This window comes from Methanolobus sp., assembly GCF_016278385.1.
Taxonomy (GTDB): Archaea; Halobacteriota; Methanosarcinia; order Methanosarcinales; family Methanosarcinaceae; genus Methanolobus.
On record NZ_JADQBY010000011.1, the window covers coordinates 44,006 to 56,859 of the forward strand.

The window sequence follows — 12,854 nt, forward strand, 5'->3', positions numbered from 1 at the left end:
TGGATGGGGTTACCATCCACGGTTCTGTAAAATATCTCCTTCAGCGATGGAGTCAACACTGATACCTTTCATACCTGCGCCAATACCCTTTGATACCTCTGCAAGCACTTTTGGATTATCATAGTTGTTAACAGCTTCGACAATAGCCTTTGCCATCAGTTCTGGATTCTCTGACTTAAATATTCCTGAGCCTACAAAGACACCATCTGCACCCATGCGCATCATAAGAGCTGCATCTGCTGGTGTTGCAACACCGCCTGCTGCAAAGTTAACAACAGGAATACGCTGCATTTCTGCGGTTTCCATCACAAGTTCTATTGGAGCTTCGATCTCACGTGCAACAGCGATGAGTTCTTCCTTGGTCATGCCTTTTAGCATGCGAATTTCGCCACTGATCTGCTTCATATGCTTGACAGCTTCACTGACATCACCAGTTCCAGCTTCACCCTTTGTGCGTATCATTGCGGCACCTTCGTTGATTCTGCGAAGTGCTTCACCAAGATTTCTTGCACCACAAACAAATGGCACGGTGAACTCAGTCTTGTCAATGTGGTAACTATTATCAGCAGGTGTGAGTACTTCGGACTCATCCACCATGTCAACACCAAGAGCTTCTAAGATCTCAGCTTCTACAAAGTGGCCGATACGTGCTTTTCCCATGACCGGGATCGTAACAGCAGCAATTATATCTGCAACTATCTGGGGATCTGCCATTCTGGCAACTCCGCCTTCCTTTCTGATGTCAGCAGGTACAGCCTGGAGTGCCATAACAGCAACAGCTCCAGCCTCTTCTGCAATCTTTGCCTGTTCAGGGTTCACGACGTCCATAATTACGCCACCTTTCTGCATCTTTGCAAAGCCGCGTTTGATAAGCTCTGTACCGTGTCTTAATTTTTCAAGTTCCATAATATCATCCTGAATTAGTTCTATGATTTTAATGCCTAGCTACTCAGACTACTAGATATAGTTAATGCTTAAAAGCATTTACATCTACTCTTCTTCAGCTTTCAATTTCGCTACGCCAACAACCTTGTCGTTGGCACGCACGTTCATTATCTTTACTCCCTGTGTGTTCCTTCCCTGGACACGAACATCCTTCACAGGAATGCGAATGATGATGCCTTCTGAACTGGTGAGGATTATGTCGTCATCTTCGTGGACCGCTTTAACATTGATGACGGGTCCGTTACGCAGGCTTGTGACTATGGTTATTACACCTCTTCCGCCTCTGTGCATTGACCTGTATTCATCGAATTCTGTCCTCTTACCAAAACCATTCTCGGTTACTGTGAGCAATGAGGCGCTTTCATCCACAATATCAAGACTAACTACCATATCACCTGCTTCCAGATTCATTCCGCGGACACCTCTGGCACTTCGTCCCATTACACGCACTTCATCCTCAGAGAATCGTATTGCTTTACCGTGTTTTGAGACCATGACCATATCTTTGGAACCGTCAGTCAGTGCTACATTCACAAGCTCATCCTCCTCAAGAAGACCGATGGCTATTATACCCTTCTTGCGTGGGTTGCTGAAATCGGAAAGCTGGCTCTTTTTTACCGTACCTGTGCGTGTGGCCATGAAGAGGTACTCATCCTCTTTGAACTTACTCACAGGTATCATGGCTGTTACCAGTTCACCTTCATTGAGTTCAAGCAGGTTTACGATAGCTTTTCCACGGGACTGTCTGCTGCCTTCCGGTATCTCATACACTTTTCGCCAGTGTACACGGCCTCTATTGGTGAAGAACATTATGTAATTATGTGTTGAGGCAACAAAGATATCCACCACGAAATCCTCTTCCTTTGTATCCATACCAATTACGCCTTTTCCGCCCCGATGCTGCTGGGAGTATGTATCAACAGGAAGTCTCTTGATATATCCGCTGTTGGTGATAGTCAGGACCATATCTTCTACAGGTATCAGATCCTCATTTTCCAGTTCCTCAACAGAGGATTTGATGGCAGTTCTGCGCTTGTCTCCGAAGCGTTCTTTCAGGTCTTCCAGTTCATCCCTGATAATGCCATATTTCTTTTCATCGCTTTCGATGATATCTTTTAATTCGGCAATGCGCTTGATAAGTTCATTGTATTCATCATCTATCTTCTGTCTTTCAAGACCTGTGAGCTTTTGCAGGCGCATATCAAGAATAGCCTTTGCCTGTAGTTCATCAAGCCCGAATTTCGATATGAGTCCTTCTCTTGCATCTTCAACAGTTTTGGAAGAACGTATTAGTGATATGACCTCATCAAGGTGATCAAGAGCGATTTTCAGACCTTTCAGTATATGGGCCCGGTCCTCTGCCTTTTTAAGCATGAACAGGGTGCGCTTCTGTATAACATCTACACGGTGTCCCAGATATATTTTCAACATTTGTTTCAGGTTCAATTCCCGTGGAACATCATCAACAAGTGCAAGATTGATTATACCGAAGGTTGTCTGCATCTGGGTGTGTTTGTAGAGCTGGTTTAGTACTACATTTGCATTGGTACCACGGCTCAGTTCTACAACAACACGTATTCCTTCACGGTCAGATTCATCACGCAGGTCTGTTACACCAATAACTCTCTTTTCCCTGACAAGAGCTGCTATATCCTCAATGAGTTTTGCTTTGTTAACCTGATAAGGGAGTTCCGTAACAATTATGCGGTACTTGTCCTTTTTCATCTCATCTATTTCAGCAACAGCCCGAATCTGTACTTTTCCACGCCCTGTCTCATAAGCCGACCTTATTCCATGGGTGCCCATTATGACACCAGCGGTGGGGAAATCCGGGCCTTTGATTGCGGTCATCATCTGAGGAATTGTTACTTCGGGGTCATCAATGAGCATTAAAGTTGCGTTGATTACTTCAGTAAGGTTGTGGGGTGCCATATTGGTGGCCATACCCACAGCAATACCTGTGGAACCATTGATTAGAAGATTTGGAAGTTTCGCCGGAAGTACAGTAGGCTCCTGAAGAGAACCATCATAATTGGGGCGTGTGGAAACAGTCTCCTTATCGATATCCAGGAGCATCTCGTCGCATATCTTGTCCATGCGAACTTCAGTGTAACGCATGGCTGCAGCGGAGTCACCATCAATTGAACCGAAGTTACCCTGTCCGTCTATGAATGGATACCTCAAAGAGAACTCCTGAACCATCCTGACAAGGGAATCATAAACCGCAGTATCACCATGCGGGTGGTACTTACCAAGAACGTCTCCCACTACACGGGCTGATTTCTTGTATGCTTTGTCATAGGTGATACCTGCCTCTTTCATGGCATAGAGTATCCTGCGGTGAACAGGTTTCAGTCCATCCCTTGCATCAGGTAATGCACGACTCACGATTACACTCATCGCATAGTCCATGAATGATTTCTTCATCTCATCTTCAATGAGAATAGGAACTATCTTTTCACCTGTTTCAGTAGGCTGGATGTCAAAAGGAACCTCATCTTCGGACGTGTTTGATGGATCGTTATCCTGAACATTTTCATTATCAATATTATCTGCCATTTATCCTCACCTCATACATCCAGGTTAGCGACATCTTTTGCATGTGTCGTGATAAAATGCTTACGTGGGGCTACTTCATCTCCCATCAGGATTGTGAATATCTCATCTGCAGCAACCGCATCTTCCATTGTGACCTGCAGCAGTGTTCTTGTATCGGGGTTCATTGTTGTTTCCCATAGCTGTTCAGGGTTCATTTCTCCAAGACCCTTGTAACGCTGGAGAGTTACATTTTTGTCTCCAATCTCCTCCAGCTTTACAGCCAGTTCACGATCAGAGTATACATAATAGTCTCCCTTGCCTTTCTTTACACGATAGAGTGGGGGCTGTGCTATATACACATAACCGGCATCTATCATGGGCTTCATGTACCTGAAGAATAGTGTAAGTATAAGTGTCCTTATGTGTGCTCCATCAACATCGGCATCAGTCATGATGATCACTTTGTGGTAACGTGCCTTCTCAATATCATATTCGTCACCAATACTTGTTCCCATGGCTGTGATAAATGAGATGATCTCATTGTTCTTGAGGATCTTTGTCAGACGGGATTTCTCAACATTGAGGATCTTACCCCTGAGTGGAAGAATGGCCTGGTATTTTCGGTCCCTTCCCTGTTTAGCTGAACCTCCTGCAGAGTCTCCTTCCACAAGATATAGTTCACTAAGTGACGGATCCTTTTCCGAACAGTCTGCAAGCTTACCAGGGAGTGTGCCTACATCAAGGGCGCTCTTTCTTCGGGTAAGTTCCCTCGCTTTCTTTGCAGCTTCCCTTGCACGCTGTGCGTCCAGTGCCTTTTGCAGGATAGCAGTGGCAACTTTTGGATTCTCTTCCATAAATTCAGAAAGTCCTTCTGAAACCATGGATTCCACAATTCCTTTTACATCACTATTACCAAGTTTTGTCTTGGTCTGTCCTTCAAATTGTGGTTCTGTCAGTTTGACACTTATAATGGCGGTCAGTCCTTCACGGATATCCTCGCCGGAGAGTTTCAGATCGCCTTTGGCAAGATTATTCTTCTTTATATAGTCGTTAGCAACTCTGGTAAGCGCTGCCTTAAATCCTACAAGGTGTGTGCCGCCTTCATGAGTATTTATGTTATTGACAAATGAGTAAACGTATTCAGCATAGTTATCCGTATACTGCATTGAGATCTCGACTATAGTATCGTCCTTTGTCCGTTCAAAGTATATGGGAGACTCATGCAGTACGTTCCTGTTGCTGTTAAGGTGCTTTACAAAAGATACAATGCCGCCTTCGTATTCGAAAACCTCTCCTATGGACTCTTCAGTTCTATCGTCTACTATGCTTATCCTTATGCCTCTGTTTAAGAATGCAAGTTCACGAAGCCTTGTCACCAGAGTATCATATGTAAATCTGGTAGTCTCGAATATCTTTGAATCCGGCATGAAGGTGGATTTTGTTCCGGTACCATCAGCCTCACTAATCTCAAGAACGTCATCCACCGGGGTTCCGCGCTGATAACGCTGGTAATATGTCTTACCATCACGCTTAACCTCAACTTCCATCCACTCGGAGAGTGCGTTTACAACAGATACACCCACTCCATGAAGACCACCGGATACCTTGTAGGTGTCCTTGTCAAATTTACCGCCTGCATGGAGAATGGTCATAACGACTTCAAGTGCTGATTTTTTGTACTTGGCGTGGATTCCTACCGGAATACCTCTTCCATTATCCTCAACAGTTATAGTTCCGTCATGATTTATCGCTACGTCTATCTGTGTACAGTATCCGGCCAGTGCCTCATCAATACTGTTGTCAACTACTTCATACACAAGATGGTGAAGGCCCCTGCCATCAATACTTCCGATGTACATGCTCGGTCGTTTGCGAACAGCTTCAAGTCCTTCGAGTACTTGGATATTGCTTGCATCATAAGCCTGTTTTTCACTCATTTAAATACAGCTCCGTGAAAAAATTCATAATCCTCAATGATAATGTTTAATCGATACATCTCTAAAACGTATACTCAGTCATCCTTCAAAATACAGTCAAAGAAATATTTATTTTGAATCTCTCGGTTCTTATTTTAATCTAAATCGTATGGGCCTTTATTATGCATTCATGCTTATTAAATGTTTATATAATTTTGTTTAAAAAAGTGTAAGAATAAAACATTTGCAGTCTTATATAGTGGTAAAAAATCCCAAATCGAGTGCTAAATATCTTTAAAAGTATGAGCTTGCAAAAGCAGTAAAGTATGAAAAAAGTAAAATAACTGACTTTTCAGGTCTGAATTATTTATTTAAAAAACGGGTAGATTTGTTTCTTGCAATGAAGTTATTACACAAATTATTTAAATACCATATGCATAGTCTATGCACATCCGGAAGTTGATATATGATAAAAAAATCCAAGTTACTAATATCACTTGCTATTCTTCTTTTATTCATCACTCCTGCGTATGCAGATATAATGACTTCTGGAATAAAATCCATAAATCAATGTGTGAAAATCGATAATATGGATGAGTTTCCCGATATCGTCCTTGTTGGATATATCACAGGTCCGGTTATCCAGATCGAGAATCCTTATGTCATTCAATCTGATCAATGTCTGACACAATACTATAAGGCAAACGAGTTAACGATATATGCTATTGAAAAAGACTATTTTGATAGCGTGGGCATTGAGCACATTGATTTTGAGTCTGAATTATATGTTAAGGCATATAAGATGGAAAAAAACCTGGATTCACGTACGATTAGCCTGACCAATACATTAACTGCAGAAGAGATACATTATTCGATTGCCGGTTTTAATGATGAGGGACTTGTACTCTATGAATCAGAAAGGATAACAAGCTATGTTGCTGATATTCAAAAAGTGGAAAAATTTGAGAAACCCGAAATACCAGATCTCAGATTAACAATCAATGATTCTTCAACAGATGAAGAAGTAATTGAACCCGTTACTGGTGAGCAGGAAGAAACCAACGAATTCTTTGTGGATTCAATAGTATTGTTTTTCAACCGCTTATTTGGCACAAGATATTGATAGTTGCCTAATGATGTATGAACACCCTTTTTTAGTGTCTTTGATCCTGACCGTAATCATCGAAACCATAGTATAGTACATGCCGAGCAGATATTATTAAGATATGCCATGAAAGCATTGGCAGTATTATTATAGTCTTTTCCGGGGTTTTTGCTTCATATTTGACACTTCCACATCTCTGGTTTCTACTACATATGTTCATTGGCTATAATTATTTGTTTATAATAATTGGGGACTTTGGGGCTCTGTAGAAATCCTCATTTTGACAACAAGTATAACCTTGACATACCTGTCAAGGTTATGTACAAGTAGCTTGAATTTGACTTCTTTCAGTTGATTCCAATACTCTTTTGCCCTTATTTCTTCACTATATTTCCTTTTCAGAACCGAAAACATCGTTTCAACCAGATTTCTATTATGATACAATTTTCTGTTAAATTCCCGTTCCATTTTTCTACGGTACTTTCCTTTGATCATTTTCCTCTTTCTTAGTCTCAAAGGAATCATAGCTATAGCTTTCAATTGATCTCTTGTTATCGAATGTATTTCTTCTGAATCGTAGCCTTTGTCCATGACATAATACTTGGATCGGCTCTGTAGAAAACATATTGAAATCACTATGTATAGCTAAAATTCAACAAAAATAATCACCATTCAGAACAACATACAGAAGTTTTATTGACTTGCATTATTGTTTGAATTTGGAGGATTTCTACAGAGCCGTTTTTTGCTTCATTAAAAAATGCTAGTAATTATAGGGATAAATGGTTTGATCAAACAAAATAGAAAACTTATTATTCTCATTTTGGCATATTACTTATTGTGGAAAATTTAAACTTAGAGGTAATTGAGCCAAGAATGCTGGTACTGACAGGTGAGAAGTCTTTTGAGGAGATGAAAGAGCTTGCCTGGAACAAAAAGACCGCAGCATTTGGTGGAATTAAGAATTTATTATCCAGACCAAAAGCCGAGGATATTAGTATAATTCATGCGGAAAAACAGTACAAACCTTTCTGGCATATTGTATGCTCAAGCAATTTTGAGTATCGACGGATGACTGATTTTTTGGTACAAATTAATGATCCTGCTGTGCAAAAAGTCATTATCTTCAATGAGGAAATGGAAATTGACAAGACACGGAATGTAAAACTTCACGGTATTGAACATTGTCTGGAATCAAGTACTAAAGAAATATTTATAGATGCTTATGCGGAAAATGAAGAGGATTTCTCCCGATATCTTTCCATGGAAAAACGTGAAATATCTCAGACCGAAGAACTAAATACCGGAGATAATATCGTAGTTCCGGTAAAAATGAAGGCTGCCTACATTGTCAGGAAACTGCTAAGCGACATGATGAAGCCTATTGATGCAGATGAAGTGCTGGACGAGACGGTGAGGATCGAGATTTTAGATCTGTATTTCAGACCTATCTACGCATTTGAATATTCATGGCTGCCAAAGAATAAACAGAATGTTCTGGAATTTGATGGTATTACTGGTGAGTTCTATTCTGGTAAAGTACTCAGGGAAAAGATGGCAGAGATATTCACTGAAGAAACACTGTTTGAAATTGGAGGGGAAGTTGCAGGAACTCTAATTCCAGGAGCAAGCATACCAGTGAAGATTTTGCAGGAATCCCGAAAAAGAAAAAGCAATAGTAAATAAAATTTCTTATTTAATTCTCTAGCAAAAACGGACTGTATATTAAAAAAGATAACAATGGTTCTTTTCGCAAGAACCATTTCTATGTTTTCATTGTATTGTTTATTCTAATTCTTCAAGTGCAAGCTCTATTTCTTCCTGTGCTTTGCTTTCTTTGCCATCGTCCATGTAACCACAAGCCAGAGCGAAGTGATCAGAAATAGTAACGAGATCATCATACACACTGGCATTTTCTATTGCAGAGATAGATATTTCACTATATTTGGAGTCTTGCAATTCAATGAGAATATCTCTTGAGCTGGTGAGATTTGAGCCAGCTTCATAAAATCTCGATTCAGCCTGTTCCCATTCTTTGTTTTCCATGTGATCAAGTGCTTTAAAATAACTCTCAAGACCAGTGATCTGATAATCCATAGTAAGCTGTAGATCCTGTAATTCTGAAACTATATCCAGATTATTATACATTGTTTCTCTGTCATATATCAGAACTGGTTTGAGTTCCAAAGGCACTACATCCATATCAATATCATCAGATAATTTTTTTGCATTCTCCAAATTTGGACTTGCACTGCTAACTGCATTACTAAATAATGTCAGCTCTTCATGTGCCTTATCATAATCTTCAATATAGATGTATGACTCTGCTTTGGAAAGGTGCTCATAACAGTCTGCGAGATGCTCTTGGGATTCAATGCTTTCAATATAGTAATTGCAGATTATTATGTTTGTTTCAATTATCTTTTTCTTTTCCTCATCTTCTGTAGTTATGTTTTCCAGTATTTCCTGAGCATCTTCATAACTTACCTTTGAAGCATAGAGTCTGTTCTTAGCATCGGTAGGATAATTAAAATCAATATCTTCAATGAGTTCCTCTCCAGAAGTCATCAATGAAGTCGCAAGTATAATCTCCTCCTTAGCAACGCTTTTTTGCTCGGTACACCCTGATGCGGATAGAATTAAAACTAAAAGTACCAATATAATACGTTTTTTCATTATTACCACCTGTTTTTTTTGCATAAAGCAATGTTTTTTAGATAGGTTAATGTTTAATCTGATTTGTAGTATAAAAATTTGTTGTTTTCATTCCAATTTTAATAGTAGTTATATATCTCCATTAAATATAACAAAAGAGAAAGCCAGTTGTAGATGGAATACATTGCTACCGGAATAACAATGGCAATTACAGAATTTTTAAGTGAAATGTTCCTGGAATGCTTTAACCCGTAGATCCATATGTATATGGTAAGTAGAGACATTATTGTGGAAAAGACAAATAAGACCACAGTTAAAGGCAGGTTAGCAAAGATAAATTCATTTAAAAAGATTCTCATAAATTCATTTCTTGAAGATGAAGATTTTTCAACTAAAAAAATAAAATCAATACCTGAAAAGACGTAGTACAGATAAATAGATGAAATGAATGCATCTATTATATAAGGTATAAATCCATAGGAAAAAAATTCCATAACTCGTTTGAAACTTCCTTTTCCATGGAATAGGCAGGAAAGCACATAAAAAGTACCACTAACAAAAAGCCACATGATAAAAATACCTACAAAGCCAATAACGGTTCCAATTATTATGGCACCAATAAAAATAGGTATCACATCATCTGGCATATCATCTGGTACTGTACCCATAAAAAGTGATAAAGCTACCACAATTTTCAATAATCCCACAAGCCAGACAAATCCCATGATCATAAGGGGTATTTTGAAATCAATCTCTTCATTCATTTTTCTTTTGAAGAAACTATCGGGATTGGTGACTATTTCCAGCATATACTATCAGTCCGTTTTTAAAATAAAATAAAGCTATATCAAATTGATTTACTTTACTATCTTAACTATTCATAAAGTTTGCATCTATTTAAAATTTATTATTTGATCTGTTTTTTGCCTTAAATAGTTATGATTCCCCTGAAATTATAAAATGAATTCCTAATACAGGTACAAATAAATACTACGAAACTAAAGTTTCAATAAAAGCGTTGATAATTAAGCAGTTGAATCTCAAATGGAGATAAATAATAGTAAGCATGAGCAAAACGTATCAAAAAGCATTGCTTTTCGGATTTTTATTTTTATTGGTGTGATACTGGCAATAATGCTTCTTTCAGGTCAGACATATTCATTAATGGACTATGATCAGGCAGTATCAATGGGCTTGCAGGAATCTGTAGAAGAAGTCAGTGAAGTTGGTGTTGCCTGGGCCAAAGGATTTGCATTGGCAGACACCCTGTTATATCTCCCATTATTATTACTTGGAATAGGAGGATTGCTGAAAAGGAAAGCGTGGGGTCTGTATTCCATGGTAGGAGCAATGGCAATTACTGCTTACTGGCCAATTGTCAGTCTGGCGACTGTTTTTATCGGAAGGGACACTTTAAACCTAAATCCGGATAAATATGTTTCATATTCAATAATCCTTCCTTTGATTGCACTATATGGTTTATGGGGGATATGGTATCTTTATCAGAGCAGAGATGAATTAGTAAATTGACCTAATGACAGGTCAGCTTCAGTATCCCCTATCTCCGAATATTGCAGAACCAATGCGGACCATGGTAGCTCCTTCTTCAATGGCAACTTGATAGTCACCTGACATTCCCATGGATAATTCCTGAATATTGATGTTACCAGCATTTTCCTGCTGGAGCTCATCAAACAAAGTTTTCATTTTCCTAAAGTACAGGCGTGCCTCTTCAGGTGATACATAAGGAGGGATGCACATAAGTCCTGTCACCTGGATATTTTCGAGTGTCTGAACCTTTTTTATTGTCTGCTTTATTTCATCAAGTCCAAAACCGTATTTCTGTGGTTCACTACCGATATTTATCTGAACATAAACATCCAGGACCTTTCCGGCCTCTCTGGCTTTCTGGTCTATCTCATGCGCCAGTTTTAGAGAATCAACAGACTGGATCAGGTCAAAAAGCTCTACTACTTTTTTGGTTTTATTTGTCTGTAGATGTCCTATAAAATGTTTCTTGCAGGGAAGAAGATAGTCACATTTATCCTCAAATTCCTGGATCCTGTTCTCTCCTATAATTGTGGCTCCGGCTCTGATGGCTTCGTTTATCCTCTCAGGGTCTACTGTCTTAGTTACACAGATGAGTTTAGTTCCTTTAAGCTCTTTAAGGATCGAGTTTATATTAGCTTCGACTGACATTTGTGTTCACAATGATATGTTTGTTCAAAATATTACTTTTTATTTGTCTTTAACGTTAGACTATAACTTAAAAGAATTATATTTGATATAAAAAGCTCGTTTGATTTGTTAAGTTGTTGTTAAAATACAGCGATAAAGTATAATTTGATGAAAACCACGCCTGATATCGTAGGGGAAGTAATATATAGATACGTTACATAATAAGGTTGCTTTTAGAGGCTGAAACTAATTTGATAATTATAGGTTTAGATGGTATTACCTTAACTGTTTTTACTGTTTTTTCGTATCTTTAACTAAAAAAGGTTGTGTTTCTTTAAGCTGATTCTTAAAGGACGTGAAATATTTGTTTAACAACATGGATTCAAATGCTCCAGTAGAAGCTGGAGAAAGTTATGACGTAACAATCGAAGATATTGCAAGAGAAGGCGACGGAATCGCAAGAGTAAGCGGATTTGTAGTCTTTGTCCCCGAAACAAAGGTCGGCGACGAAGTTACCATTAAAGTTACAAAAGTAATGCGTAAGTTCGCATTTGGCGAAGTAGCTTAATTCTTACAATAATAAATCTTAAATAACTATTATGGAAAATCAAGATTTTGTTTTTCCATTCTTATTTTTCTTTGACATATATTCATCATTGTTTTTTCTTGCATCAGAATGCTAAGGTTAATAATCACTTTAGTCTGAGACATAATATTAAAAGAAGGCATTCAATGCTTAAACCATTGAACAAAATAATATGCAAAAGAGTTGATCAATTTCTCTGCTGCTTTTCTGATATTTCTTCAATTAGAATTATCCAGTGAACCCTTTCTGATACTTACAGTATTTCATAACTAAATGGCTTTATTAGCTGTTTTTCAAGCAAAGTAAGCAAATCAAAAAGCATACAATGTTCCAAACTAAAACTAATAAACATAATATATGGTTCCAATAGCAAAAAAGTGTTCTTTATTTTTTGCTTAAGGCCCTGAAAATAAAAAAAGACAGAGGGCTTTTGAATTGTGCCCTCATTTGTTTTCTAACAGTTTTAATCTAGTTACTCTACGCAAATCTCTTCATCTCTTAATTACCAGAGTAGATCTATCTCCAGTCCATTTACCATCATTGTCTTCGACAAGTAACCAAATGGTGTGAGTGCCAGCAGAAAGCTTGGATGTACTGAAACTGGCAGAACTGGTAGAATCGCCCAACCAGCCATCACGATCGGACTTCCAGATATATTTGACAATTTTGCCATCAGGATCAGAACCGGTTCCTTTAAAGGAGACTGAACTACCAACAGTTGCAGGGCTCGGAGAGATGGAAGTTATACTGACTACAGGTCTTTGATTTGAAGCTGTAGGAGTTGTTTCTGTAGGAGTTGTTTCTGTAGAAGTTGTTGCTCCACTTATGGTTAAAGTTGAGGATACTTCTTTAGACCATGCCCCATCATTGTCCTTTACGCTGAAGTAAATGGTATGTGTCCCTGCAGCAAGGGTTGAAGAACTAAAACTTG

The 12,854-nt window shown here is 38.6% G+C and carries 11 protein-coding genes and 1 pseudogene; 4 read left to right on the forward strand and 8 right to left on the reverse strand.

The window, feature by feature from the left end; all coding sequences use genetic code 11:
- Positions 1–9 precede the first annotated feature (9 nt).
- The 3 genes from pdxS to gyrB all read right to left on the reverse strand — a co-directional run bounded on the left by pdxS (position 10) and on the right by gyrB (position 5,420).
- Positions 10–906, reverse strand: a complete 897-nt coding sequence (pdxS, locus tag QZZ23_RS05065) for a pyridoxal 5'-phosphate synthase lyase subunit PdxS (RefSeq protein WP_292467407.1) — start codon at positions 904–906, stop codon at positions 10–12.
- 84 nt (positions 907–990) lie between these two features.
- The gene (gene gyrA, locus QZZ23_RS05070; RefSeq protein WP_292467409.1) at positions 991–3,504 is read right to left on the reverse strand and encodes a DNA gyrase subunit A; all 2,514 of its coding nucleotides are present in this window, start codon (positions 3,502–3,504) and stop codon (positions 991–993) included.
- A gap of 11 nt (positions 3,505–3,515) precedes the next feature.
- Positions 3,516–5,420 (reverse strand): DNA topoisomerase (ATP-hydrolyzing) subunit B, encoded by a 1,905-nt coding sequence (gene gyrB, locus QZZ23_RS05075; protein ID WP_292467411.1) that lies wholly within the window; start codon positions 5,418–5,420, stop codon positions 3,516–3,518.
- 445 nt (positions 5,421–5,865) lie between these two features.
- Between gyrB and QZZ23_RS05080 the strand changes: the two genes are divergently transcribed.
- Positions 5,866–6,522, forward strand: a complete 657-nt coding sequence (locus QZZ23_RS05080; protein ID WP_292467413.1) for a hypothetical protein — start codon at positions 5,866–5,868, stop codon at positions 6,520–6,522.
- Between the two features lie 219 nt (positions 6,523–6,741).
- On the opposite strand, the pseudogene QZZ23_RS05085 reads toward QZZ23_RS05080, so the two are convergent.
- Positions 6,742–7,119 (reverse strand): annotated as a pseudogene (locus QZZ23_RS05085) (transposase); the annotation flags it as partial.
- Positions 7,120–7,344: 225 nt separating this feature from the next.
- Between QZZ23_RS05085 and QZZ23_RS05090 the strand changes: the two are divergent.
- On the forward strand, positions 7,345–8,190 hold the full coding sequence (locus tag QZZ23_RS05090; RefSeq protein WP_292467415.1) for a hypothetical protein: 846 nt from the start codon (positions 7,345–7,347) through the stop codon (positions 8,188–8,190).
- A 99-nt stretch (positions 8,191–8,289) separates the two neighbouring features.
- Here the strand turns inward: QZZ23_RS05090 and QZZ23_RS05095 are convergent, their stop codons facing one another.
- Positions 8,290–9,180, reverse strand: a complete 891-nt coding sequence (locus tag QZZ23_RS05095; protein ID WP_292467417.1) for a hypothetical protein — start codon at positions 9,178–9,180, stop codon at positions 8,290–8,292.
- A gap of 98 nt (positions 9,181–9,278) precedes the next feature.
- Positions 9,279–9,968, reverse strand: coding sequence for a Yip1 family protein (locus QZZ23_RS05100; protein ID WP_292467419.1), 690 nt, complete (start codon positions 9,966–9,968; stop codon positions 9,279–9,281).
- A gap of 235 nt (positions 9,969–10,203) precedes the next feature.
- Here QZZ23_RS05100 and QZZ23_RS05105 point away from each other — a divergent pair, with 235 nt between their 5' ends.
- The gene (locus tag QZZ23_RS05105) at positions 10,204–10,689 is read left to right on the forward strand and encodes a hypothetical protein (protein WP_292467421.1); all 486 of its coding nucleotides are present in this window, start codon (positions 10,204–10,206) and stop codon (positions 10,687–10,689) included.
- A gap of 18 nt (positions 10,690–10,707) precedes the next feature.
- On the opposite strand, the gene QZZ23_RS05110 is transcribed toward QZZ23_RS05105, so the two are convergent.
- Entirely contained in the window at positions 10,708–11,358 is a 651-nt protein-coding gene (locus QZZ23_RS05110) for a YggS family pyridoxal phosphate-dependent enzyme (protein ID WP_292467423.1), read from the reverse strand.
- 355 nt (positions 11,359–11,713) lie between these two features.
- On the opposite strand from QZZ23_RS05110, the gene QZZ23_RS05115 reads away from it, so the two are divergent.
- On the forward strand, positions 11,714–11,905 hold the full coding sequence (locus QZZ23_RS05115) for a TRAM domain-containing protein (RefSeq protein ID WP_292467425.1): 192 nt from the start codon (positions 11,714–11,716) through the stop codon (positions 11,903–11,905).
- Positions 11,906–12,414: 509 nt separating this feature from the next.
- Here QZZ23_RS05115 and QZZ23_RS05120 read toward each other — a convergent pair.
- The coding region (locus tag QZZ23_RS05120) for a PKD domain-containing protein (protein ID WP_292467426.1) at positions 12,415–12,854 on the reverse strand (440 nt) is incomplete at its 5' end.